We start from the raw sequence: 24,513 nt of genomic DNA on the forward strand, positions 1-24,513 counted from the left end.
GCTCAATTTTATGGACGATAATCGTAAGCTGAACTGATGCTTGACCTCCACCGTCTCCGGCTCCTCCGCGAGGTCCACCTCCGGGGCAGCCTCGCCGCAGCCGCCACCGCACTCCGCTACAGCCCGTCGGCGGTTTCCCAGCAACTGGCCGTGCTCGAGCGTGAGGTCGGCGTGCCGCTGCTGGAGAAGGTCGGGCGGGGCGTCCGGCTCACCGCGCAGGCGCAGATCCTGGTCGGCCATACCGAGGTGGTGCTGGAGCGGCTGGAGCTGGCCGAGGCGGAGGTCGCGGCCTCGCTGCGCGACGTCACCGGGACGGTCCGGGTCGCCTGCTTCCAGACCGTCGCGCTCAGCCTGATGCCCTCGATGCTCGACCACGTCCGCACCGCGTACCCGCGCCTGCGGGTGGAGTTGAGCCAGGTCGACCCGGACGTGTCGATGCCCGCGCTCCAGGCCCGCGACTACGACCTGGCCGTGGCCGAGGAGTTCCCCGGCCGGCCGCAACCGCTGCTCACCGGACTGGACCGCGAGGAGGTGGGCCCCGACCCGCTGCGGCTGGCGCTGCCGCCGAGCCTGGCCGACCGCGAGATCACCGACCTGGCGCAGCTGGCCGACCAGCCGTGGATCGTCGAACCGCCGACCAAACCCGCGCGGCACTGGGTGACGACGATCTGCCGGGCCGCCGGATTCGAGCCGGACGTCCTGCACGAATCCGCGGACATGCTGCTCAACGCGCGGCTCGTCGAGACCGGGCACGGCGTGGCGCTGCTGCCCGACCTGGTGTGGCAGGGCGCACCACCGCCGGTCGCGGTCCGTGACCTGCCCGGCGGCCGGGCGTACCGGCAGATCTACACCGCCGCCCGGGTCGGCAGCGGGCACCACCCGGCGATCACCGCGGTACGGGCCGCATTGCGGGCAGCACACTCCGCAGCGAGCATTTCCGGCCCGTCCGAGAGCGCTGATGAATTATTCGGGAATCCCGTTCCGGAGTGAACCTGCTCACTGTCCGGCCCGTAATTCCAAACGCGTGAGCTCATCAGCCCGGGCTCACCATCTCTGAACTGGCCGGACACAACAAAAATAGCCCATTGAACAATGGCAAGAATTCATTCCGACTTGCCAGCGCGCGTATCGGCAAGAAAGGAGCGTGTGGTGTCCGGATCGGTCTTTTCCGGGGAACAACCCTCGCGGCCTGACCTGTACGCGGGATCGCGGCGCCGCTTCAGCGGGATGGGGACGATCGCGTCCGGTTTCGTCGCGCTGGTGCTGGTGCTCGGCGCGCTGCTCACCAGCGAGCTCGACCGCTACAGCAGCCAGGACGAGGAACCGCCGCTGCACTCCCAGGCCACCGGCTCGGCACGGCTGCCGAGCGCCGCGGCGCCCGCCGCGCCCGCAGTACCCCTGCCGACGACTGCGGCGCCGCCAGCGGCAGGGTCGGCTTCGCCGACCCCGACCCCGACTCGGACAGCCGTGGCCGATGCGGTCAACACCTCCGTGCTCACGACCGTCAATCGCGCTCTGGACGATCTGGGCTGCGCGCCGGTGGTGATCGAACCGAAGCTGGTGTCGGCCGCGCGGGCACACATGGACACGATGATCGCCACCGGCTACCTGACCCTGACCGCGCCGAACGGCACCGGCCCGGACGCCAGGGCGAAAGCGGCGGGGTTCCGCGGCACCGCCGTCGAGGCGATCGTGCTCGGCGCGGACGCGCCCGCCCAGGCCGCGAAGATCGGGGTGCCGCTACCCGCCGCCGCGGACGACCCGCTGCCGGTCACCGTCCGCGTCGTCGCCAAGGAACCGCTGAAGTGCGGCTACACGTCGCTCGGCGCGGACTTCCGCCGCGACACCCGCAACGTCCCGATCACCGCGATCGTGCTCGGCAAGAAATAGCGCTCAGCGCTTCGCGAGAGCCGCTTCTTCCTCGGCTTCGACTGTGGCGTTCCACTCGCCCTTGGAGGACTGCCAGCCGTCCTCGTCGCGGCCGAGGCGCCAGTAGCCGGAGATCGAGAGCTGCTCGCGCGATACGCCACGCTCGACCCGGAGCAGCGTGCGCAGCTCCTTCACGAACGCCGCCTCGCCGTGCACGAACGCGTGCACGGCGCCCGCCGGGAACTCCAGGCTCCGGACGGCCTCGACCAGGGCCTCCCCGACGACTCGGTCGCCGCGGTGCACCCAGGTGATCCGCGCGTCGGCCTCGGTCGTGAGCTTGAGCTCCTCGTCCGGCCCGGCGACCTCGACGAACACGTGCGCGAGCTTCCCCGCGGGCACCCGCTCCAGCGACGCGGCGATCGCCGGCAGCGCGGCCTCGTCGCCGACCAGGAGGTGCCAGTCGGCGTCCTCACTCGGCGCGTACGCACCACCGGGGCCCTGGAACCGCAGGATGTCACCGGGCTTCGCCGCTGCCGCCCACGGCCCCGCGATGCCCTCGTCGCCGTGGTAGACGAAGTCGATCGCCAGCTCGCCGGTCTCGGCGTCCCAGCTGCGCACGGTGTAGGTGCGCACCCGCGGCCAGCTCTCCCGCGGCAGCTGCTCGCGGACCGCGTCCATGTCGAACGGCTCCGGGTACTCCACGCCGTCCTGCAGGAACAGCAGCTTCACGTAGTGGTCGGTGAACGCGCCCGCCGGGAAGTCGGCCAGGCCCTCACCACCGAGAACGACGCGGATCAAATGCGGGGTCAGTTGCTCGGTGCGCAGCACCGTCGCCGATCGGGCCACTCGCTTCCGGCGGGGCTGGGTCATCCGAGACTCCACTTCTGCTGGCTACTAAGGGCAGCCTAACCCCCAGATGGTTGCTGTTGGCACCAACTCATTGCTCACACTTAGCTTGACTGCCATGATTCGTCCCATAACTACCTTTTCGACAGGTTAGTGGCGACAAGCGAGGAGTGAGCATGGCCCTCAGCACCGTGAGCCCCCCAGCTATCCCGGCACCGGAGGAGCTCTGGGCGCGCGCCGCGGAGGAACTCGCGAACGCCGGCGTCATCGGCGTCACCACCGTCTGGGCCGACAACAACGGCATCCCGCGCTCGCAGACCGTGCCGATCGACCAGCTGGCGAGCGCGGCCGCGTACGGCGTCGGCATCACGTCGCTCTTCCCGGTGCTCGACTCCCACGACGGCACCACGTTCGCCCACCAGGACCTGTCCACGCCGTCCGGCGAGGTCCGGCTGGTCCCGGTGGTCGACCGGCTGGTCCGGCTGAAGGGCCAGCCCGCGTTCGCCTGGGCACCCGGCCGTCAGCTCGGCGCCGACGGCTGCCCCACCCCCTACGACCAGCGGTCGATCCTGGAGCGGCAGGTGAGCCGCGCCCAGGAGGCCGGGCTGAGCCTGCGCGCGGGCTACGAGCTGGAGTTCTACCTCAGCTGCGCCGCCGACGACACGGACGCCGAGCTCACGCCCGCCCACCGCGGCCCCGCCTACAGCCCCACCGCGCTGCTCCGCGTCGACGAGTTCGCGGCGCAGTTGCTCTCCGATCTCGCCGCCGACGGGGTCCCGGTGGGGCAGCTGCACGCCGCGCACGGGGCGTCCCGGCTGAAGGTGACGATCGTCGCGACCGACCCGATCAGCGCCGCCGACCGGCAGATGCTGGCTCGCCAGACCATCCACGCCGCCGCCAGGGCACAGGGTCTGCGCGCCAGCTTCGCGCCGGTCGTCGACGTCGCGGGCATCGGCAACGTCTGGCGGCTGCACAGCTCGATCTGGCGGCGCAACCAGAACCTGATGGACGGCGACGGCCCGCACGGCCTCTCCCCCGAGGGCGCCAGCTACCTGGCCGGCCTGCTCCGCGACCTGCCTGCGATCGCGGCGGTCACCGCACCGAGCGTCCCGTCACTGACCCGGCTGCGGCCGAGCGCGTTCGCCGGCGCCTACGCGTTCTGGGGCGTCGGTAACCGGGAGGCGCCGCTGCGGTACCTGCCGTCCACGACGATGCTCGGCCAGACACACGCGAACGTCGAGCTGACCCCGTCGGACGCGTCGGCGAACCCGTACCTGGCGCTGGCCGTGGTGATCGGCGCCGGCCTGTCCGGGATCGAGGAGAAGCTCGAGCTCCCCGACCCGATCCAGCAGGACGTCGGGAGTTGGACCGAGGAGCAGCGCGCCGCACAGGACGTCCGGCGGCTCCCGATCACGACCGACGAGCAGCTGGGCGCGCTCCAGGACAGCCCCCGGATCTCCGCCGTGCTCGGGCCGGAGCTGACCGGTGCGTTCCGGGCGGTCCGCAAGTCCGACTGGCTGTGGGCGCAGGATCGGTCGATCGAGGACGTGATCGAGGGGCACCGCTGGCTCTACTGAGCCCCTACTGAGCCCCCTGGGCCCGGCGCTGCCGCGGCACGAACGTCGTGACGTGCCGGGCCCGGACCCGGCCGGCGACGCCGAGCAGATAGGGGGCGCGGGCCCGGTGCGCGCGGGCCTGCGGCGAGGACGGGCCGTGCCGGCCGAGCATCTCGGCCATCCGCTGCTCGACGGTGAACGACCGTCCGTGCGGTCCCACCGTCTGGTCGGCGTAGGTCAGCGCGTCCGACACCGGGGAGATCTCCACCGGGTACCGGGCCATCTCCGCCGCCAGGCCGCGGGTCTCCGCGACGAACCGGGCGCCGGAGTGGTGGGCGACGAGGCTGGTCAGCCGGAGCGGCCAGCCCATCCGGTCGAGGTAGCGCGCACCGTCGAGCGGGTGGAACCCGGTGTCGTGCAGCTCCCCGGCGTATCCGACGTCGTGTAACCAGGCGGCGGCGACGAGCAGCTCCCGGTCCTCGGGCGGCACGGTGGAGGCCAGCTGAAGTGCGCTTTCGGCGACGCCTGCGGTGTGGAACCAGCGCTCCGCGGGGGGCGGGAGCAGCGTCCGCGCGAGCTCTTCGGCGTGTTCGAGCCCGAAGTCGCAGGCCGGTAACCTCATGAACCAATTGTCACTCGGTGTTGCTAGTGATGCCCAGGTGCGCAGATGTTGCTCACCTCTCGTTCACCTTCTGTTCGCTCAACGTGCCCACTCAGAGTGAACAGGACTAACGACTCTGTGTGATAACAGCCCGGCCCGGACACACTCCACCGTATGGATTCCCTCCGATCCGCACCGCACCGGACGCTCGCCGCACTCGACCGCGACGAGTGCCTGGAGTTGCTGGCGAGCGTGCCGGTCGGTCAGGTGGTCTTCAGCTTCCGGGCGCTGCCGGAGATCCTGCCGGTGAACTTCCGGGTGGACGGCGAGAGCGTCGTGATGCGGGTGGCGAGCGGATCGGCGCTGGCCCGGGTCGCCGACGGCACCGTGCTCGCGTTCCACGCCGACCGGGTCGACGAGTCCGAGCGCAGCGGGTGGAGCGTCACGGTCGTGGGCCGGGTCTCCGAGGTCACCGACGAGGCCGAGCAGGACCGGATCCGGGCGCTGCCGCTGGAGTCGTGGATGAGCGACGCCCGCGACCACTTCCTGCGCATCGACGCCGAGCGGGTCACCGGGCGGCGTCTGGAGTGAGGGCCGGTCAGCGCTCCGGGGCGTCGTCGTGGGCGACGCCGCCGTTGACGGTCTGCGAGATTCGTTCGCACGCCTTCTGGTAGAGGTCCTCGACCGCGTGCGCGCCCCAGCCCGAATGGATCGGCAGCGCGAGCGCGAGCACGGCCACCACGACCAGGAGCGGACGTCCGGCGGGCAGCGGTGGTGACATCAGTGCGGTGGCGCGCGCCGTGGCGTCCCCCGCTGTTGCACGGAGCACGGGTTCGGGCGCGCGCCGGGCCACCGGACGACGTCCGGACCGGACCGCGGAGCGGGCCAACGCGGCCTTCGCGATCGCGCGGGCCGCAACCGTCCGGTCGCCGACCACCTGGGCGGCGTCCTCGTCGGCCCAGCGTTCCACCTGCTCGGCGATCGACGCGGTGAGCGGACGCAGCAACGGGTTCAACCAGCTCGCCACCCGGACGAGCAACACGTGTACGTAGTGCCGCCGCTCCAGGTGGGACCGCTCGTGCGCGAGCACGACCTCCTGCTCCACCGGTGCCAGCACCGCGAGCAGCCCGGTGTGCATCACGACCAGCCCACGGCGGCCCGGCACGGCGTAGGCCTCCGGGTCCGGGTCGTCGACGATCAGGACGCCGTCGACCGGGCGGGCCCGCCGCCAGCTCGCCTTGGCGGCCAGCAGGTCGTTCACCGCCGACCAGCCGACCGGGATCACCGCCGCCAGCGCGGCCAGCAGCGGGAGCGCGAAGAGCAGGACGGTGGCCACCCGCCCCGGCGTGTGGAGCCCGAACTCGGCCGGGAGCGGCGCGTCCCACAGCGCCGGCCGGACCAGGGCCACCGCGGCGGCTGCGGCCCCGATCGCGGTCGCGGCCGCCACCCCGAGCGCGGCGAGCGTCAGGCACCAGGTGGCCGACGCCGGGTGGACGCGCCGTGCGAGGCGAGGCCCGGCCAGGCCGACCACCGCCCCGACTCCCCAGGGCAGGACGGCCGCCAGCAGCCAGCAGTTCACCGTTCGCCACCTCCGTCGGGCCCCGTGTTGTCGGGCTCGGTCGCGGCCAGCAGGTCCGCGAGAAGGGCTTCGTCCTGCGGGCTCAGGTCGGCGACAAAACGCGCGAGCACGCCCCGCCGGTCGCCACCGGAGTCGAGGATCTTCCGCATCCGGCGAGCCGCGGTGCCCACCTGGATCGCCTCGGGGGTCTCCACCGGCCGGTACGCGAACGACCGGCCGTGCCGCTCCCGCGCTAACACGCCCTTGGCGTGCAGCCGGACCAGCGTGGTCTGGACCGTGGTGTAGGCCAGGTCCACGGAGAGCGCGTCCCGGACCTCCGGGACGGTGAGCGGCGCCGACGCGTTGGCCAGCACGTCGAGCACGGCCCGCTCCAGCGATCCGCTCGACCGACGGCCGTGGCCGCGCTGCTCCTCCACCGTGTTACCTCCCGCTGCCCGCTGTGCGCCCCTATTGTGCGCTGATCACACCGTCCCAGGCGGCCTTCGCGCCGGAGTCGCCGACCCGGTAGACGGCGACCACCGACCCGACCGCGACGACCAGCGAAAGCACGGCGAGCCCGATCGTCAGCGCGGTCTTGCTGGTGCCGGACCGAGCGGCGGGCAGGAACCGGTGCACGGCCCAGACCGCGGCCGAGACCGCGAACAGGCCCATCGTCCACGGCAGCAGCTGGTCGGCGAGGTGCGCGTGCCTCGCGACCAGCGGACCGCCGCCGTTCAACTGTCCGGCGAGCCACTGCCCGGCCTCAGCCGTGATCGGGACGCTGATCAGCGAGATCAGCGCGACGATCGGGAGCACGACGCCGATGCGGTGGCGCGCGGCGGGCCAGATCGCGCTCGCGAGCAGCAGCAGTGCGGTGATCGGGATCAGCACGACGACGACGTGGACGAGCAGAACGTGGGCCGGCAGCCCGTTGATCTCGGTCGGTCCCATGGCGCATCTCCTTTAGCGTTCAACTATCAACCATTATTACTACAAACATGTGTAGTAGCTAGGTGGTTACGTGGCGTGGGCGCGCCGTTGACCGGGACGCACTAATGTCCTGACCCGTGGCCGATCCCCTCGAAGGAGCGATCCCCTCGCTCGGGCGGCTGCGGCTGGACACCCTGCTCCGCGAGCTGATCCACCGCGCCGAAGACCTGCTCGACACCCAGTCCCGGCTGCACCGCCTGCTGGACGCGGTGGTCTCGATCGCCAGCGATCTGAGCCTGCCCGACACGCTCCGCCGGATCGTCGAGCTCTCCGCGGAACTCGCCGACGCCCGCTACGCCGCGCTCGGCGTCATCGGGCCGGAGCAGTTGCTGGTGGAGTTCATCACGGTCGGCGTCGACACCGAGACCCGGCTGACGATCGGCGACCCACCGCACGGCAAGGGCATCCTCGGCCTGCTGATCAACGACCCGAAGCCGATCCGCCTGCACGACCTGAGCAAGCACCCGCAGTCCTACGGCTTCCCGCCGAACCACCCGCCGATGACGTCGTTCCTCGGCGTCCCGATCCGGGTGCGCGGCACCGTGTTCGGCAACCTCTACCTCACCGAGAAGCGCGGCGGCGGCGACTTCAGCGAGGAGGACGAGGATGTCGTCGTCGCGCTGGCCGCCGCGGCGGCGATCGCGATCGAGAACGCGCGCCTGTTCGAGGACACCCACCGCCGCGAGCAGTGGCTCACCGCCTCCAGCGACGTGACCGCGCAGCTGCTCCGCGGCGCCGACTTCGCCGAGACCGCGGCGCTGATCGTGGCGAAGGCGACCGAGATCGCGCACGCCGACGGCGCGTTCCTGCTGCTGCGCGACGACGCCACCGGCGGCGACCCGGACACGTTCGTGGTCCGGGCCGGCGACCCGGTGTTCACCGGCCGCCGCTACCGGCTGCGCGAGGCGACCGCGGCCGCACTCGACACCGAACGCGTGCCGTACCCGTTCGACGCGGGCAGCGAGCCGCTGTCACCCGCCGAGGACCCGAGCCCGTTCGGCGGCCCCGGTGTCCTCGTCCCGCTGGTGGCCAGCGGCCGGATGCTCGGGCTGGTCGCGGTCGTGCGCGGCGTCGGCGGCAACCCGTTCGGCGACGCCGACGTGCGGATGGTGCAGTCGTTCGCCGGGCACGCCGCGCTGGCGGTCGAGTTCGGCCGGGCCACCGCCGACCGGCAGCGGCTCGCGGTCTTCGAGGACCGCGACCGGATCGCGCGAGACCTCCACGACCTGATCATCCAGCGTCTGTTCGCGGTCGGGCTCGGCCTTCAAGGCGTGACCGCGATGGTCGGACGCCCGGACGTCGCGGACAAGCTGAGCGCGTTCGTCGACGACCTGGACGAGACGATCCGGGACGTCCGCAAGACGATCTTCTCGCTGCAGGAGCCCACCGATCGGCCGAGCGGGCTGCGTGGCGAGATCCTCCGCGTCGTGACCGCCGCCGCCGAGACGCTCGGTTACGAACCGCGCCTTCGCCTCGACGGTCCGATCGACTCCGCGGTCCCGGACGCCGTCCGCCCCGACCTGCTCGCGGTGCTCGGCGAAGCGCTGACCAACGTGGCCAGGCACGCCCGGGCGGACAGTGCCGAGGTGCTGGTCGCGGTGGATCCCGGGGCCCGGCAGGTGACGCTGGTGGTCACCGACGACGGGATCGGTCCGAGCCCCGGCGACACCCCCGGGCACGGCACCGTGAACATGGTCGCCCGCGCGCGCCGGCTCGGCGGCAGCTGCGCGCTGGAATCCGCTCCGGACCATGGCGCCCGCCTGACCTGGTCCGTCCCGTTCGAGAGCACCAAAGCCACGTGAACAGTGACCTCTGGCCCTGTTTATTGGCGTACTCCTGCGCAAATCTGGGGTAGAGGGCCGGTCCGGACGGGGTCGGCCGTGCGCAGAGAGGGAGCCAGCCGGTGAGTCTCGGCACCGATACGCCCACCGACCCGCAGCTCAGTTCCGCCGACCTCGCAGAGCGCGTACGACAGCTGGACGACGCCGACCTCGCGCGCGTCGACGCCTGGTGGCGGGCGAACAACTACCTGACCGTCGGGCAGATCTACCTTCAGGCCAACCCGCTCCTCCGGGAGCCGCTGCGCGCCGACCACATCAAGCCGCGCCTGCTCGGCCACTGGGGCACCAGCCCGGGCCTGTCGTTCCTCTACGCGCACCTGTCCCGCCTGATCCGGATCACCGGTCAGGAGGCGATCTACCTCGCCGGTCCGGGGCACGGCGGCCCGGCGCTGGTGGCGGCCGGCTGGCTGGAGGGGACCTACAGCGAGATCTACCCGCGCGTCGGCCAGGACGAGACCGGCCTGCACCGGCTGTTCCGTCAGTTCTCGGCGCCGGGTGGGATCCCCAGCCACGTCTCGGTCACGACTCCTGGATCGATCCACGAGGGCGGCGAGCTGGGTTACGTCCTGGTGCACGCGTTCGGGGCCGTGATGGACAACCCCGACCTGCTCGCGCTCGCGGTGGTCGGCGACGGCGAGGCCGAGACCGGGCCGCTGGAGGGCGCCTGGAAGGGCATCTCGTTCCTCAACCCCGCGCGGGACGGCGCGGTGCTGCCGGTGCTGCACCTCAACGGCGCGAAGATCTCCGGCCCGACGGTGCTGGCCCGCAAGGACCCGGCCGAGGTGCGCGACCTCTTCTCCGGCCACGGTTATGACGTGATCGAGGTCGAGGGCTCCGACCTGCCCGGCATGCACTACGGCTTCGCCGAGGCGCTGGCGACCGCGTGGGCGTCGATCCGGCGGATCCAGGAGTCGGCCCGCAACGGCAGCTGGGACGGCTCGCGTCCGCGGTGGCCGATGATCGTCTTGCGGACGCCGAAGGGCTGGACGGGTCCGGAGGTGGTGGACGGCACCCAGGTGGCAGGCACCTACCGGGCGCACCAGGTGCCGCTGAGCGGCGTCAAGGACAACCCGGACCACCTGGCCCAGCTCGAACGCTGGATGCGCTCCTACCGGCCGGACGAGCTGTTCGACGCCGACGGTGTGCCGAACGCGGACGTCCAGGCCGCGAACCCGCGCGGTGACCTGCGGATGTCGGCGAGCCCGCACGCGAACGGCGGCCGGCTCACCCGCGATCTCGACCTGCCCGACTTCCGCCAATACGCGATCGACGTCACGTCGCCCGCAGGCAGCCGCGCCGAGTCGACCCGGAAGCTCGGCGAGCTGATGCGGGACATCTACTCGCGGAACCCCGACCGGTTCCGGCTGTTCTCGCCGGACGAGACGAACAGCAACCGCCTGGGTGCGGTGTTCGAGGTGTCCGACCGGGCCTGGGGCGAAGGCGTGCTGCCGAGCGACGTGAGCCTGAGCCGCGACGGCCGGGTGATGGAGGTGCTGTCCGAGCACAACTGCCACGGCTGGCTCGAGGGCTACACGCTCACCGGCCGGCACGGGTTGTTCGCGACCTACGAGGCGTTCGCGATGGTCAGCGCCTCGCAGACGATCCAGCACAGCAAGTGGCTGGAGGAGGCCAACCACCTGTCGTGGCGGGCGGAGGTGCCGAGCCTGAACGTCCTGCTGACGTCGACGGCCTGGCGGAACGACCACAACGGGTTCTCCCACCAGGGGCCCGGGCTGATCCAGACCGTGCTCACACAGCGCGGCGACGTCTCCCGGATCTACCTGCCGCCGGACGCGAACTGCCTGCTGTCGGTCGCCGACCACTGCTTCCGCTCGCGGTCGTACGTCAACCTGATCGTCATCGACAAGCAGCCGCAGCTGCAGTACCTGACGATCGACGAGGCGATCGAGCACTGCACGCGGGGGGCGAGCATCTGGCAGTGGGCAGGCAACGACGACGGCACCAGCGACCCGGACATCGTGCTGGCGTGCGCCGGTGACGTGGTCACGATGGAGACCGTCGCCGCGGCGCAGATCCTCACCGAGCGGCTGCCGCACTTCCGCACCCGCGTGGTGAACGTGGTCGACCTGATGACGCTGCCCCGCCACAAGGACCACCCGCACGGCATGGAAGCGACGCTGTTCCGCGAGCTGTTCACCGACCACGTCGACGTCGTCTTCACGTTCCACGGGTTCCCGGGGGCGATCCACCAGGTCGTCCACGGCCGCCCGGACGCCGACCGGTTCCACGTCCGCGGGTTCATCGAGGAGGGGACCACGACGACGCCGTTCGACATGACCGTGAAGAACAAGGCGTCGCGCTACCACCTGGTGATCGACGCGCTGAACAACGCGCGTCGGACGCCGCCGGGCGCGTCCGAGCTCAGGGCGTGGTGCGAGGCGCAGCTGGACAAGCACACCGAGTACGTGGTGGAGCACCTGGAGGACATGCCGGAGGTGCGGGACTGGGTGCTGCCCGCTAGGGCATGAGCTTGACGAGTTCGACTCGGGACCGCACGCCGAGGCGCACGAAGATGTTGCGCATGTGGTGGTCGACGGTGCGGACGCTCAGGTAGAGCTGCGCGGCGATCTCGCGGTTCGTCGCGCCCTGCGCGGCGAGCTGCGCGATCTGCAGCTGCTGCGGGGTGAGGTTGGCCGGGCCGGGGCTCGGGTCGCTCGACGGGGGTCGGACGACCTCCCCGGCCGCCCGCAGCTCGCCCTGGCAGGCGTCGGCCCAGGGCGCGGCCTCGAGCCGTTCGAACGTCTCCAGCGCGCTGTGCAGCACGCCGCGCGCCGCGAGCGCTCCGCGGCGACGACGCAGCTCGTGGCCGTAGAGCAGCTCGGTGCGCGCCCGCTCGAACTCGTGGTCACCGTGCTCGTGCAGCCGCATCGCCTCGCGGTAGTTGTCCTCGGCGTCGGAGGGATCGGTCGCCAGCAACGCCCGGCACCGGGCCGCCAGCGCCATCGGGGCGGGGCTGCCGGTCGCGCTGGCCCAGATGTCGAAGTAGCGGCCGATGCCGACCGCGGCCGACCGGTCGCCGCAGCGCAGCGCCGCCTCCACGAAGTGCGGTGCGGCCATCATCTTGACCAGCGGGTGGCTGCGGCCCGCCCCGGCGTCCGAGACCAGCACGAGCAGCCGGGACATCGCCTCGGCCGTCCGGCCGACCGTGAGGTCGAGCGCGGCCAGCGCCCAGTTGGCCATCGCGACCGACATGCTCAGCCCGCGGTTGTCGGCCTCGCTGATCGCCGCTCGCGCGCGCAGCAGGCACGTCTGCTCGTCGCCGCGCGGCACGGCCAGCAGCGCCAGCGACGCGAGGTGGAAGCTCGCCGAACCCGCCTGACCGAGGTTGCGCGCCAGCGCCAGACCCTCGTCGGCGCTGTGGATCGCCGCCGGGTGGCGTCCGAGCCAGAGCTGGGCGTAGGTGCTCAGCTCCAGCGTCCGCGGCAGCGCGGTGACCTCTCCTCGGACCTGCGCGGACGCCCGTGCGCGCACCGAGAGCCCCAGCGCGGTCGACTCCTGCCCGAGGACGCAGGCTGCGAGGCTGGCCCAGACCAGCAGCGTCGGGTCGTCGTGCAGCGGCGCCAGCTCCAGCACCCGTCGCAGCGGGCCGACCGCCGCGGTGTGCCGACGCTCGAACGCGGCCGCCATCCCGGCGCAGAACTCGAACATCAGCTGGGCTTCCGGCGTCTCCTCGCTGCCCCGCAGCGCCAGCACCCGGTGCAGAACGTCCAGGTATCGACGCTGATCGCCGGCGAGGAAATCGACCTCGCTGGCGTGGATCAACGCCACCATCGCGGCGGTGCGGTCCGGCTCACCGAGCCGCCCGGCGGCGCCGAGCAGGAGTTCCTGAGCCGCGGCGGGAAGGCCGGTGCGGAGCTCGATCTCGCCTCGCAGGAGATCGCGGAACCCGTGCAGCGCGGTCTCCGGTCGCGGCGGGCGCAACCGCGCGAGCAGGACGCCTGCCCGGTGCGGTTGCCCGGCGAGCCAGGCGTCCTTGGCGGCGGCCAGCAGGTGCCCGGCCTTCTCGTCCGGTTCCGGCGTCAGCTCGGCGATCCGCTCGGCCGCGAACGACGCGGCGGCGTGGTCGCCGCTATCGCGGACCGCGGCGGCGGCGCGCTCCAGTTCGTCGGCCACGCCGTCGTCGGCCCCACCGGGCTCGGGCGCGAGCGCCGCCAGGTGCCAGGCCCGTCGCAGCCGCCACTCGGCCTCGGCGCGGGTACCGGCGTCGGTCTCCTCGTGCGCCAGCACCTCCGCGAGCAGCTGGTGGGCCGCGCGGCGATCGGCTGCCGACGCCGCCTGGTAAACCGCGCCGCGCAGCAGCGGGAACCGGAACCGCACCGCGCCGTCGACCTCGTGCACGAGGCCTGCCGCCTCGGCCGGCTCCAACGCCGACAGGTGGCCACCGCCCGCTTCGGCGGCGCGGGCCAGGGTCCCCGCGTCGAGCTGTTCGTCGGTCGCGACCAGCAGCAGGAGCCGGCGCGCGGCGAGCGGCAGCCGGGCGATCCGCTCGTCGTACTCGCGGCGCACCCGGCTGTAGAGCGGCAGCGTCTCCGGTAGCGGCGCGCGTCCGGCGCGCTGGTCGGCGGAGAGCGTCCGGGTCAGTTCCTCGATCGCACGCGGGTTGCCCGCGCAGGACCGGGCGATCGCGGCCGCGACGTCGGCGGCGACGTCACCGGCGAGCAGCCGGCCGATCAGCGCGGCCGAGGCCGGCGGCGCCAGGCCCGGCAGCGTGAGCGACGGCAGGCCGGGCAGCGGCGGCCGGTCGTCGGGCATCGTGAACACGATCGCGACCTTCTCGGCGGCCAACCGCCTGGCCACGAACGCCAGCGCGTCCCGGGAGGCCTCGTCGACCAGGTGGACGTCGTCGACGCAGCACAGCACCGGCCGGCGGCTCGCCGTCCGCACCAGCAGTTCGAGCACCGCGACGCAGAGCGGCAGCTCGCCGGGGACGTCCGTCGGGTCACCGGCCATCGCCCTGGTCAGCGTCGCGGCCTGGAGCTTCGGGAGCGTGGAGACCCGGGCCGCGAGCGGCATCAGGAGCCGGTGCAGGGCGGCAAACGGGAGGTCCGACTCGGCCTCCACGCCTTCGGCGGTCAGGACGACAAAACCCTGGGCGGCGTCCGCGGCGTACCGGAGCAGCGACGTCCGGCCGATTCCGGGCGGGCCCTGCACGACGAGGCCACCGCCCTGATGTGCACGAACCTGCTCGAGCAGCGCGCGGACCTCCGGCCGGCCGGGGCCGGTGCCGGCGTCGGCTAGTTGCGGAATTCGCGCGGTGAGCACGCGCCGATTGTTACCGACGACCGATGGCAAACACTGTTAGTTTTGAGAAATCCCTGGGTCCGCATCGATTCGGCCGCGCCGTGCCGCGTACGACGACCGCGACGAGCAGCCCGAGCGCACGCACCACGCGCACACAAGCCTCCCCCGGTAGCCCAAGGGCCCTAACCAACGGCCCTGTGGGCTCCCGGGAGCGGGGCTTACTTCTTCTTCGCGTAGCGAGCGCGGAACTTCTCGACGCGACCGGCGCTGTCGAGGATGCGCTGCTTACCGGTGTAGAACGGGTGGCTGGCCGACGAGATGTCGACCTCGACCAGCGGGTATGTGGTGCCGTCCGACCACTCGATCGTGCGGCTCGTGGTCACCGTCGAGCGGGTCAGGAACGCCACGTCCGCCGACCGGTCACGGAACACCACCGGGCGGTACTCGGGGTGGATACCAGGCTTCATGCCGACGTTCCTCTCTGTTCGCGGCCACTTTCTGGCCGCTCGGTTGGATAACCCAACCCACTGGTCACATGTTCCCGCGCACGGCGGAATACTTGAACATGGTTTTCGTTACACTAACCGCAAGCTCCGGCGAGTGGGAGAGAGAAATGGCCAAGGGCAACGAGCTCCGCCCGGTAGTCAAGCTGCGGTCGACCGCGGGCACCGGCTTCACGTACGTCACCCGGAAGAACCGGCGGAACGACCCCGACCGGCTCACGCTGACGAAGTACGACCCCCGCGTAGGTCGCCACGTGGAGTTCCGCGAGGAACGCTGACACCCCCGAAGTACGACACCGTGCCGAGACGCAGGTCGCCACGTGGAGTTCCGCGAGGAACGCTGACACCCCCGAGGTACGACACCGTGCCGAGACGCAGGTCGCCACGTGGAGTTCCGCGAGGAACGCTGACACCCCCGAAGTACGACACCGTGCCGAGACGCAGGTCGCCACGCGGAGCTCCACGAGGAACGCTGACCCCAGCGCGACGCCCGGCCGAGAAGGCCGGGCGTTTTCGTGTGCGCGTCCGCCGGGTAGCGACACGACATGACTGTGAACCCCTCGGACGCGGATCGTTCCACCGACCTCGACTCGGATCCGCACCACGACGCGCTCGCCACGACCTACGACGAGGTCGACACCCGCTCCCCCGCGGAGATCGCGGAAGACCGGGAGGAGGCCGACGCCACCCCCGACCCGCACACCGACCACCGCCCGACGATCCCGGCCGTTCCGAAGCCGGTGGTTCCCGCCGTCGCCGGAGTGCTGACGTTCGTGCTGCTGGCGTTCCCGTTCGGCTGGACGATCCTCGGCGCGGTGATCGGGGCGCTCGTCGCTGCCGCGATCTCCTACGCGTTCGTGTTCCGCCTCTGAGCGCTCAGAACGCGCCCCCCGCCATCTGGATGGCGATCGCGAGCCCGAGCGGCGGCACAAGGTAGGCCGCGCCGATGACACCGGCGCGCCCCCACCCGCGGTAGCGGAAGCCGAACAGCGCGACGATCAACGCGATCAACGTCGACACCGCAGGCAGGCTGATCATCAGCCAGCCTCCGGCTACGGTGCAGGCCAGTCCGCGATCCGCATCGCAGTCCGGACCGACGAGCGCGAGGAACGGCCCGTAGAGGCACATCGCCACGAACCACGCGCCGAGCACGATCAGCGCGAACGTCGTCAGGACAATCTCCAGTGCCGAGCTGCGGCGGCGCTCCGTAACCATGGTCCGAGCGTGCCGAGCCGCGCGCCCCGAGCGATGAGTACTTCTACCCTGCGCGCGAGTCGGGTAACCGACGTCAGGCGGTGGCCGGCGTGGGCGCGGTGGCAGGCGAGTCAGCGTCCGACGAAGCAGGAGCAGCACCCCAACGGCGGGCCAGCACCGCGCAGACGATCAGCTGCAGTTGGTGGAAGAGCATCAGCGGCAGGATCACCAGGCCGGCACCGGTACCGGCGAACAGGACCGTCGCCATCGGCACGCCGGTGGCGAGGCTCTTCTTCGAGCCCGCGAAGACGATCGTGATCCGGTCCTCGCGGTTGAAGCCGAGCTTCCGCGAGACGAAGCCGGTGATCAGCAGCACCGCAGCGAGCAGCACGACACACACGGCCACCAGCGCGACCAGGTCCCACCCGGAGAGGCTGCTCCAGACGCCCGCCACGACCGCTCCGCTGAACGCGGTGTAGACGACCAGCAGGATCGAGCCGCGATCGAGCAGTCCGAGCACCTTCTTGTGCCGTCCGACGAACCCGCCGATCCACGGCCGCAGCGCCTGCCCGAGCGCGAACGGCACCAGCAGCTGGACGACGATCTTCAGCACCGTGCCACCGGAGAAGCTCATCCCGGTGTCGCTGAGCAGCACCGCGACCAGCACGGGCGTCAGCACCACGCCGAGCACGTTCGACAGGGACGCCGTGCAGATCGCCGCCGCCACGTTGCCCTTCGCGATCGACACGAACGCGATCGACGACTGCACGGTCGACGGCAACAGGCACAGGAACACAACACCGGCGGCCAGCTCGGACGAGAGCACCGCGTCCGGCAGCAACCGGATCACCAGCCCGAGCACCGGGAACAGCACGAACGTGAACGCCAGCACCAGCAGGTGCAACCGCCAGTGCTTGATGCCTGCGATCACGGTTTCCGTCGACAGCCGCGCGCCGTACAGGAAGAACAAAAAGCCGATGGCGACGACGATCAGCTGGTCGAGAACGTCCTCGACGACGCCCCGGGCCGGCAGCGCGGACGCGAGCGCCACCATCGTGAGCAGCGCGACGATGTACGGGTCGGGGCGGAAACGACGGAGCATGGTGATCAACTCTGCGGCACGCCGCGGAGATCGTGAAGTGCGATCACCGCTCTGACTGTGATCATAAAATGTGATGATGTTCGACCCGGTGCAGCTGCGTTCGTTCCTCGCCGTGGCTCGCGTGCGAAGCTTCACCAGGGCCGCGGCCGAGCTGGGCGTCCAGCAGTCGACGGTCAGCCAGCACGTCCGCAAGCTCGAGCAGGCGACCGGCCGGCCGCTGTTCCTGCGCGACACCCACACGGTCCTGCTGACCGCCGATGGTGAGGCGATGCTCGGGTTCGCGCGGGCGCTGGCGGAAATCCACGAGCAGGCAGCCGGGTACTTCGCCGGGTCGGAGCTGCGCGGGCGGCTGCGGTTCGGCGTCTCGCAGGACCTCGCGCTGACCCAGTTGCCGCGGATCCTCCGTGACTTCCGGCGCACGCACCCGCTCGTCGACCTGGAGCTGACCGTCGAGCTGAGCGGGGTGCTGCACGACCGCCTGCGCGCCGGGGAGCTCGACCTGGTCTTCGCCAAGCGGCTGGACGGCCAGTCCGACGGTCAGCTCGTGTACCGGGAGAAGCTGGCCTGGCTCGGCGTCCCGGACCTGCGGCTCGACCCGGCGGGGCCGGTTCCGCTGATCATCTACCCGCCGCCGAGCCTGACCCGGGAACGCGCGCTCGCGGTGCTGGCCGAGCAGCGGCGTCCGTGGCGGACGGTGTGCACGAGCGCGAGCCTCAACGGGTTGGCCGCCGCCGCGCTGGGTGGCCTCGGCGTGGTGCCGTTCGTGCAGCGCCTGGGGCCTGCCGGGCTGTCCGAGGTGCCACCGCAGTACCGCCTACCACCGCTCGGCGACGTCGAGTTCGTCCTGCTGCGCACCGACCGCTCGGTGCCGGAGTCGGCCGAGACCCTCGCGGCCGCGATCCGCACCGCCGGGGCGCACCCCGACAACCTGTGAGTCCCGACAGCTGATCGCCGGCCGGCTGACGGTTTGCTGACCGTTCGCAAGGATCCCTGTTCGGGGTGACCGCTCCGCGGGACGCTGAGCCGGTGACCGATCTCGCTGACCTCGACGCCGGAGCGGCCCGGGTACTGGTCGTCGACGACGATCCCCGAATCGCCGAGCTCCTGGTGACCACCCTGCGATTCGCCGGGTTCACCCCGACCGCGGCAGACACCGGCACCCAGGCCTTACGGCTGCTCGGTGAGCACGGCGCGGAGCTGGTGATCCTGGACGTGATGCTGCCCGACATCGACGGCTTCGACGTGGCCCGGCGGCTACGGCGGGACGGCCACCGCTGCCCCGTCCTGTTCCTCACCGCCCGGGACGCGACGAACGACAAGGTCACCGGTCTGGTGCTCGGCGGCGACGACTACGTCACGAAGCCGTTCAGCGTCGCCGAGGTCATCGCTAGGGCACACGCGCTGCTCCGCCGGGTGCGGGGCGACGCGCCCCCGGCGCTGGCCTACGCCGACCTGCGGATGGACGACGACACGCACGAGGTCCGCCGCGGCGACCGGCTGATCGAGCTGTCACCGACCGAGTACCGCCTGCTGCGCTACCTGCTGCAGAACGCCGGACGGGTGGTCTCGAAGGCCCAGATCCTCGAGCGGGTCTGGCAGTACGACTTCGGCGGCGACGCGGGCGTCGTCGAGAAGTTCATGTCGCACCTGCGGAAGCGGGTCGACGTGGTGGATCCACCGCTGCTGCACACCGTGCGCGGCTTCGGTTACGTGCTGCGGACGCCGGCCCGATGAAGCCCATCACGCTCCGCGCCCGCCTGCTCGCCGGCATCGTGCTCCTGGTGACGCTCGGCCTCGTCGGCACCGACGTCGCGCTCTACGTCACGCTCGACTCCTACCTCAAGGCCCGCCTCGACGACGACCTCGCCGCGACCGCCGAGGAGCTCCGCCAGAACATCGACCCCACCTTCCAGGGCGACAACGGGTTCGAGATCGCGTTCACGTTCCCCGCCCGGCTGGCGCGCCCCGCGTCGGGAGCACTCATGGTCACCCCGGGCCGCGGGGACGACATCGCGCTCGCGACCGGCGGAGGGATCCGGACGTACGAGGAGTCCGGCGACGGCGGTCTCGGTGCCCGCTTCACCCGCGGCGAGGTGCCGGTCGGCTACTCGTACCTCGACATCGAGGGGGTGCCGAGCCGCGTGCTGTACCGGCAGTTCGACGACCCCGACGACGCGACCATCAACCGGGCGTTCAGCGGCGTCGTGGTCGTCGCCCCGCGCGACACCAACCAGGGCACGTTGAACCAGCTGCTCGTCACCGAGGTGATCGCGAGCGGGGTGGCGCTGGTAGCGGTCGCCGCGCTCTCGCTCGCGGTGATCCGGATCGGTCTGCGGCCGGTCGGCGCGATCGCCACGGCCGCCGCCGCTGTCGCCGCGGGCGACCGCGACCAGCGCATTCCGGCGCCCCGGCGCCAGGACGAGATCGGTCGCCTCGCGGGAGTCCTGAACCAGGCGTTCGACCAGCGGCGCACCGCCGAGGACCAGCTACGTCGGTTCGTCGCGGACGCCTCGCACGAGCTGCGCACCCCGATGACGACGATCCAGGGCTGGGCGGACCTCTACTTCCAGGGCGCGCTGCCGCAGCCGGACGGCGTCGAGGTCGCGATGACCCGGATCGCCGAGAAGTCGGCCGAGGTCGGCGTGCTGGTGGAGGACCTGCTGCTGCTCGCCCGGCTCGACGAGCGGCGTCCGCTGGAGCAGGAGACGGTCGACGTCGCCGCGCTGGCCGCCGAGGTCTGCGCGGATGCCCGGGTCCTCGACGCCGACCGCCCGCTGACGCTGGACGACCCGGGTCCGGCCACCATCCTCGGCGACCCCGAGCGGATCCGGCAGGTCGTCCGCAACCTGGTCGGCAATGCGTTCCGGCACACCCCGGAGGGCACCGCGGTGCGGGTGGCCGTCACCACGGTGTCCGACCGGGTCGTGCTGACCGTCTCCGACGACGGCCCCGGGATCCCGGACGCCGACCGCGAGCACCTGTTCGACCGGTTCTACCGGGGCAGCACGACCACGCCGTCCCGGGCAGGCGCCGGGCTGGGCCTCGCGATCGTCAAGGCGATCGTGCAGGCCCACGACGGCACGGTGCTGCTCGAACCGGGCCGGGGCACGACGTTCACGGTGTCGCTGCCGGGAGCGTGATCGTGAAGACCGTGCCGGTCGGCGTCCCCGGCCGCGCGGTGATCGTGCCGCCGTGCCGCTCGACGATGGCCCTGGTGATCGCCAGCCCGAGCCCGGTGCCCTTGATCCCCTGCTGCACCGCGTTGCTCGTCCGGAAGAACCGTTCGAACAACCGCGCGTACTGGTCGGCCGGGATACCGATGCCGGTGTCAGCGACGCTGACCGTCACGATGTCGTCCGCGCGCACCGCCCGGACCGTGACCCGGCCGCCCTCCGGCGTGTACTTGACCGCGTTCGAGAGCACGTTCGTGAGCACCTGCCGGAACCGGGTCGGGTCGACCGGGACCACGACCGGGCCGTCGGTCGCGACGTCGACGGTCAGGTGTTTCGCCTCCGCGGCGGGCCGGTGGTCGGTGGCGACCTCGTTGAGCAACCGCGTCAGCGAGACCGGGCGCGGGTCCACCGAGATCTCGCCGGCGTCCAGGCGCGCGAGGTCCAGCAGGTCGTCGGTGAGCTGCTGGAGGTCGGCGGCCTTGCGCTCGATGATGCGGAGGAAGTCGCCCGCCTGCGGTGTGCACGCTTCGGCCTCGTCCAGGACCAGCTCCAGGTAGCCGCGGATCGAGGTGATCGGCGAGCGGAGTTCGTGGGTCACCAGCGCCACCAACTCGTCCTTCATCCGGTCGAGTTCCCGCAGCTCACGGACCTGTTGCTGCTCGCGTTCCAGCAGCGCTTCGCGTTCCGCGGAGATCCGGTGGCGCTCGGTGACGTCGGTGCAGATCCCGTCGATGAACAGCCGCCCGTCCTCCTGGCGGGGCACCGACCGAGTCCAGATCCACCGCACCACACCGTCCGCGCCGACAAAACGCGCCTCCAACTCGCTCGCGCGGCCCTCCCGCACCCCCGCCTGGAACGCCTCCAGCGCGGCGGCGTCCTCCCGGTGGACGAGATCGGTCAGCTGGACGGTCTCGCCGTCCGGCGTCCGCAGGTCGGCACCGAAGACCGCGGCGCCGTTCGGGCTGGCGTAGATCAGCCGGGCACCCCCGTCCCGGGTGACCTCGACGGTCCAGACGTAGTCGTCGATGGCGGAGACCACCCGCTCGAACGCCTGCCGCGCCGCCTCGGCACGGCGGCGTTCGACGAACCGGCCGACGTGCGCGCTGATCCCGTCCAACCGGCTGAGCAGGTCGGCGTCGACGTCCATCGGACCGTCGTGCAGGAACACCAGCACGCCGAGGACCCGGTCCCCGCTGCGGACCGGGAGCCCGAGCGTCGGGACCGGATCCGCCGCCTGGAGTGGCTTGGCCGTGGCCCGAACCTGATCCGCGAAGCCGCAGGTTTCCGGTTCTGCCAACTTTTTGCCCTGCGCCGTCCAGGAGCCGATGCGGGTGAGCGTCTGCTCGTCGTCGCTGAGTTGCCAGTACTCGCCACGCACCCAGCCCAGGCCACCCGCCACCGCGCCCACGGTCCGGGTGGCCGCGTCCGCGATCGTCCGGGCATCCACGAGGCTGGTCGCCACCGCGTGCTGGACGTCGCGCAGCAACCCGGTGCGCACGGCAGCCGTGACGTCGTGCAGGGCCACCACCGCACCCAGCCGGCGGCCGTCGGCGGCGCGGATCGGCTGGGCGTTGGCCCGGTACTGCCGGGGCGGCCTCCCCGGGCGGCGGACGACGAGGTCGGCCCGGTGCACGGTCTCGCCGTGAAACGCGCGGGCGAGCGGGACGTCGCTCGCGGCCAGCGGCGTCACGCCGTCCGCCCCGTAGAGGCCGTACTGCTCGGCCCAGGTGTCGCTGCGCAGACCGTCCGCCAGCACGTCCTGTTCCCGGAGGGCCCGGTTGACCAGCACCAGCCGTCCCTCGGCGTCGCAGGCCGCCACGCCGCTCTCCAGGCTGTCGAGCAGTGACGCGAGGAACGTCCGTTCGCGGTCCAGCTCCGCCCGGACGCGATGCCGCTCGCTGATGTCGTGCAGGAACGCGTGGAAGGCCATCCCGTCGTCGATCGTCTGGGCCTGCAGCACCATCTCGACCGGGAACTCCCTGCCCTCCCGGTCCAGCGCCGCCAGTTCGAGTCGCTGCCCGGCCAGCGTCGACCGGCCGCTCTCCCGGACCCGCTGCATCCCGGCGTCGTGCGCGGCGCGGAACCGCTCCGGGATGATCAGGTCGGTCAGCGGCCTGCCCATCGCCTCGGACGCCGTCCAGCCGAACAGCCGCTCGGCGGCCGCGTTCCAGATCCGTACCGTGCCGTCGACGTTCGCCGAGACGAACGCGTCGGTTGCCGCCGCCAGGATCGCCGCGGTCTGCTGGGTCTCCCGCACCACCCGGGCGTGGCTGAGCCGCACGGCCAGCTCGGACTCGGCCGCCGCCGCCAGGTCCTCGACGATCGCCAGCTCGGCAGGCGTCCACACGCGGGGCCGGGTGTCGATGACGCAGAACGAGCCGAGCGCGTATCCGTCCGGCGAGTGCAGCGGGAACCCGGCGTACGCGATCACGCCGATGTCGGGGATGGCCAGGTTCGTACAGAGCAACTCGTCGGCGCGGGCGTCGCTGACCACCAGCGGGGCGCCGGTTCGCACCACGTGCTGGCAGAACGAGTGGCTCAGCGGCGTCTGCCTGCGCCCGGCCCAGGGCTCGGGCAGGCCCACCGCGCTGACGAAGAACTGCCGACCGGCGTCCACCAGCGAGACGAGCGCCACCGGCGCGCCGATCACCCGGGTCGCGAGGCCGGTCAGCCGGTCCAACACTTCGACCGACGGCCCGTCCAGCAGACCGGTCGCGGCGAGGACACGCAGCCGCTCCGGATCGGTTACCCGTGACTCGCTGACGGTCATACCAGCACTTCGGCCGAGGGCGGGAACTGCAGAACGACCGTGGTGCCCGCGCCGAGCCTGCTCCGCAGGTCGACCTGGCCGCCGTGCGCGTTGACGATCGCCCGCACCAGCGTGAGCCCGAGGCCCGGGCCCTGGATCGCCGCCGCCTCAGCGGTCTCGGACCGGTAGAACGGGTCGAACAGCCGCGGGATCTCCCCCTCGTCGATGCCGGTACCGGTGTCGGTGACGATGACCGTGGGCCTCGGCTCGCCGGTGACCTGCACGGTGATCGCGCCGTCGGTCGTGAACTTGATCGCGTTGAGCACGACGTGCTGCAGCGCCTGGGTCAGCTCGCGGTGCGACCCGGCGACGATGACCGGCCCGGGTTTCTCGAACGACACCTCCAGGCCCTTGTGCTCGGCCAGCGGACGGCTCCCCGCGACCACCGCGGCTACCAGGTCGGCCAGGTCGATCGGCACCCGGACCACTTCGATGCCCTCGGAGCCGACCTTGGTCGCCAACAGCATGTCGTCGACCAGGCTGGTCAGGCGGTGGGCGTTGCGCTGGATCACCGCGAGGAAGTCCCGGCCGGTCTCCTGGTCGAGCGGGTCGGCGTCGTCGAGCAGCAGTTCGAGGTAACCGCGGATCGACGACAGCGGCGTCCGCAGCTCGTGGCTGACCGTGGTGAGGATCCGATTCTTGAGGTCTTCCAGTTCGACGACGCGCCGGTTGACGTCCGCGGTCCGGCGCGCGTACGAGCGCAGCTCGATCTCGGCGGCCGCGTGCCTGGCCAGCGCCCGTAGCGCGCGACGCTGGGACGGGGTGAGCGTGCGCGGCTGATGGTCGACCACGCACACCGTGCCCAGGCTGACGCCGCCCTCCACCCGCAGCGGCGCACCGGCGTAGAACCGGATGAACGGCTCGCCCAGCACCAGCGGATTCGTCGCGAACCGCGGATCGCTCACGGCGTCCGGCACCTCGAGCACGTCCTGCTGCTCCAGCGCGTGCGCGCAGAACGCGGAGTCCCGGCACCCCTCGTCGTACGGCACACCGACCCGCGCCTTGAACCACTGACGCTCGTCGTCGACCAGGCTGACCATCGCGATCGGGGTGCCGCAGATCTCGGCGGCGAGCAGGGCGATGTCGTCGAACTCCGGCTCGGCCTCGGTATCCATGATCCGATGGCCGCGCAGGACCGCCAGCCGGGCCTCCTCCGCCTGCACCCCGTTGGTTACGGTCACCGCTCGACCCCCCGACGTCGGATGTCTC

22 protein-coding genes are annotated in these 24,513 nt (G+C 71.8%); 11 read left to right on the forward strand and 11 right to left on the reverse strand.

Features of this window, described 5'->3' with window-relative positions; all coding sequences use genetic code 11:
• Positions 1–36: 36 nt before the first annotated feature.
• Together BUB75_RS07440 and BUB75_RS07445 are read left to right on the forward strand one after the other, a co-directional pair.
• The gene (locus BUB75_RS07440) at positions 37–990 is read left to right on the forward strand and encodes a LysR family transcriptional regulator (RefSeq protein WP_073253267.1); all 954 of its coding nucleotides are present in this window, start codon (positions 37–39) and stop codon (positions 988–990) included.
• 159 nt (positions 991–1,149) lie between these two features.
• A complete protein-coding gene (locus BUB75_RS07445; protein ID WP_143175072.1) occupies positions 1,150–1,890 on the forward strand; it encodes a CAP domain-containing protein in 741 nt (246 codons plus the stop codon).
• A gap of 3 nt (positions 1,891–1,893) precedes the next feature.
• Here BUB75_RS07445 and BUB75_RS07450 read toward each other — a convergent pair whose 3' ends face one another.
• Positions 1,894–2,739 carry a siderophore-interacting protein gene (locus tag BUB75_RS07450; RefSeq protein WP_073253274.1) on the reverse strand — a complete coding sequence of 282 codons (846 nt, stop codon included), beginning with the start codon at positions 2,737–2,739 and terminating at the stop codon, positions 1,894–1,896.
• A gap of 152 nt (positions 2,740–2,891) precedes the next feature.
• On the opposite strand from BUB75_RS07450, the gene BUB75_RS07455 reads away from it, so the two are divergent.
• The gene (locus BUB75_RS07455; RefSeq protein ID WP_073253277.1) at positions 2,892–4,292 is read left to right on the forward strand and encodes a type I glutamate--ammonia ligase; all 1,401 of its coding nucleotides are present in this window, start codon (positions 2,892–2,894) and stop codon (positions 4,290–4,292) included.
• A 4-nt stretch (positions 4,293–4,296) separates the two neighbouring features.
• Here the strand turns inward: BUB75_RS07455 and BUB75_RS07460 are convergent, their stop codons facing one another.
• Entirely contained in the window at positions 4,297–4,893 is a 597-nt protein-coding gene (locus BUB75_RS07460; RefSeq protein ID WP_073253281.1) for an HD domain-containing protein, read from the reverse strand.
• A gap of 153 nt (positions 4,894–5,046) precedes the next feature.
• Here BUB75_RS07460 and BUB75_RS07465 point away from each other — a divergent pair, with 153 nt between their 5' ends.
• Positions 5,047–5,463, forward strand: a complete 417-nt coding sequence (locus BUB75_RS07465) for a pyridoxamine 5'-phosphate oxidase family protein (RefSeq protein ID WP_073253291.1) — start codon at positions 5,047–5,049, stop codon at positions 5,461–5,463.
• A 7-nt stretch (positions 5,464–5,470) separates the two neighbouring features.
• On the opposite strand, the gene BUB75_RS07470 is transcribed toward BUB75_RS07465, so the two are convergent.
• The 3 genes from BUB75_RS07470 to BUB75_RS07480 are packed head-to-tail and all read right to left on the reverse strand — an operon-like array spanning position 5,471 to position 7,381.
• Complete coding sequence (locus BUB75_RS07470) at positions 5,471–6,451, reverse strand: M56 family metallopeptidase (protein ID WP_073253294.1); 981 nt, start codon at positions 6,449–6,451, stop codon at positions 5,471–5,473.
• Entirely contained in the window at positions 6,448–6,867 is a 420-nt protein-coding gene (locus tag BUB75_RS07475) for a BlaI/MecI/CopY family transcriptional regulator (protein WP_073253302.1), read from the reverse strand. The genes BUB75_RS07470 and BUB75_RS07475 overlap by 4 nt, the downstream gene beginning before the upstream one ends.
• A 31-nt stretch (positions 6,868–6,898) precedes the next feature.
• Complete coding sequence (locus BUB75_RS07480; RefSeq protein WP_073253305.1) at positions 6,899–7,381, reverse strand: DUF2231 domain-containing protein; 483 nt, start codon at positions 7,379–7,381, stop codon at positions 6,899–6,901.
• Positions 7,382–7,497: 116 nt separating this feature from the next.
• Here BUB75_RS07480 and BUB75_RS07485 point away from each other — a divergent pair, with 116 nt between their 5' ends.
• The gene (locus BUB75_RS07485; RefSeq protein ID WP_073253308.1) at positions 7,498–9,222 is read left to right on the forward strand and encodes a sensor histidine kinase; all 1,725 of its coding nucleotides are present in this window, start codon (positions 7,498–7,500) and stop codon (positions 9,220–9,222) included.
• A 101-nt stretch (positions 9,223–9,323) separates the two neighbouring features.
• Positions 9,324–11,750, forward strand: a complete 2,427-nt coding sequence (locus tag BUB75_RS07490) for a phosphoketolase family protein (RefSeq protein ID WP_073253311.1) — start codon at positions 9,324–9,326, stop codon at positions 11,748–11,750.
• On the opposite strand, the gene BUB75_RS07495 is transcribed toward BUB75_RS07490, so the two are convergent.
• Both BUB75_RS07495 and BUB75_RS07500 read right to left on the reverse strand, forming a co-directional pair.
• Positions 11,740–14,544, reverse strand: a complete 2,805-nt coding sequence (locus tag BUB75_RS07495; protein ID WP_073253314.1) for an AAA family ATPase — start codon at positions 14,542–14,544, stop codon at positions 11,740–11,742. The genes BUB75_RS07490 and BUB75_RS07495 overlap by 11 nt on opposite strands.
• Before the next feature lie 197 nt (positions 14,545–14,741).
• Positions 14,742–14,990: a type B 50S ribosomal protein L31 gene (locus tag BUB75_RS07500; protein WP_073253317.1), complete on the reverse strand. Its 249-nt coding sequence runs from the start codon at positions 14,988–14,990 to the stop codon at positions 14,742–14,744.
• A 146-nt stretch (positions 14,991–15,136) separates the two neighbouring features.
• Here BUB75_RS07500 and rpmG point away from each other — a divergent pair, with 146 nt between their 5' ends.
• Together rpmG and BUB75_RS07510 are read left to right on the forward strand one after the other, a co-directional pair.
• Positions 15,137–15,304 carry a 50S ribosomal protein L33 gene (gene rpmG, locus BUB75_RS07505; RefSeq protein ID WP_073253320.1) on the forward strand — a complete coding sequence of 56 codons (168 nt, stop codon included), beginning with the start codon at positions 15,137–15,139 and terminating at the stop codon, positions 15,302–15,304.
• A 267-nt stretch (positions 15,305–15,571) separates the two neighbouring features.
• Positions 15,572–15,898 carry a hypothetical protein gene (locus BUB75_RS07510; RefSeq protein ID WP_143175073.1) on the forward strand — a complete coding sequence of 109 codons (327 nt, stop codon included), beginning with the start codon at positions 15,572–15,574 and terminating at the stop codon, positions 15,896–15,898.
• A gap of 4 nt (positions 15,899–15,902) precedes the next feature.
• Here the strand turns inward: BUB75_RS07510 and BUB75_RS07515 are convergent, their stop codons facing one another.
• Complete coding sequence (locus BUB75_RS07515; protein WP_073253326.1) at positions 15,903–16,241, reverse strand: hypothetical protein; 339 nt, start codon at positions 16,239–16,241, stop codon at positions 15,903–15,905.
• 73 nt (positions 16,242–16,314) lie between these two features.
• The gene (locus BUB75_RS07520; protein WP_073253329.1) at positions 16,315–17,322 is read right to left on the reverse strand and encodes a bile acid:sodium symporter family protein; all 1,008 of its coding nucleotides are present in this window, start codon (positions 17,320–17,322) and stop codon (positions 16,315–16,317) included.
• Between the two features lie 76 nt (positions 17,323–17,398).
• Here BUB75_RS07520 and BUB75_RS07525 point away from each other — a divergent pair, with 76 nt between their 5' ends.
• The 3 genes from BUB75_RS07525 (at position 17,399) to BUB75_RS07535 (ending at position 20,462) form a co-directional block, all read left to right on the forward strand.
• Positions 17,399–18,256 carry a LysR family transcriptional regulator gene (locus BUB75_RS07525; protein ID WP_073255101.1) on the forward strand — a complete coding sequence of 286 codons (858 nt, stop codon included), beginning with the start codon at positions 17,399–17,401 and terminating at the stop codon, positions 18,254–18,256.
• Between the two features lie 92 nt (positions 18,257–18,348).
• Positions 18,349–19,056: a response regulator transcription factor gene (locus BUB75_RS07530; RefSeq protein ID WP_073255104.1), complete on the forward strand. Its 708-nt coding sequence runs from the start codon at positions 18,349–18,351 to the stop codon at positions 19,054–19,056.
• Positions 19,053–20,462 carry a sensor histidine kinase gene (locus BUB75_RS07535; protein ID WP_073253332.1) on the forward strand — a complete coding sequence of 470 codons (1,410 nt, stop codon included), beginning with the start codon at positions 19,053–19,055 and terminating at the stop codon, positions 20,460–20,462. The genes BUB75_RS07530 and BUB75_RS07535 overlap by 4 nt, the downstream gene beginning before the upstream one ends.
• On the opposite strand, the gene BUB75_RS07540 is transcribed toward BUB75_RS07535, so the two are convergent.
• Complete coding sequence (locus tag BUB75_RS07540; RefSeq protein ID WP_073253336.1) at positions 20,437–23,265, reverse strand: ATP-binding protein; 2,829 nt, start codon at positions 23,263–23,265, stop codon at positions 20,437–20,439. The two genes, BUB75_RS07535 and BUB75_RS07540, sit on opposite strands and share 26 nt — an antisense overlap.
• Positions 23,262–24,485 (reverse strand): GAF domain-containing sensor histidine kinase, encoded by a 1,224-nt coding sequence (locus BUB75_RS07545; protein WP_218617362.1) that lies wholly within the window; start codon positions 24,483–24,485, stop codon positions 23,262–23,264. The genes BUB75_RS07540 and BUB75_RS07545 overlap by 4 nt, the downstream gene beginning before the upstream one ends.
• Positions 24,486–24,513 lie beyond the last annotated feature (28 nt).

The organism is Cryptosporangium aurantiacum (genome assembly GCF_900143005.1).
In the GTDB taxonomy this organism is placed as follows: domain Bacteria; phylum Actinomycetota; class Actinomycetes; order Mycobacteriales; family Cryptosporangiaceae; genus Cryptosporangium; species Cryptosporangium aurantiacum.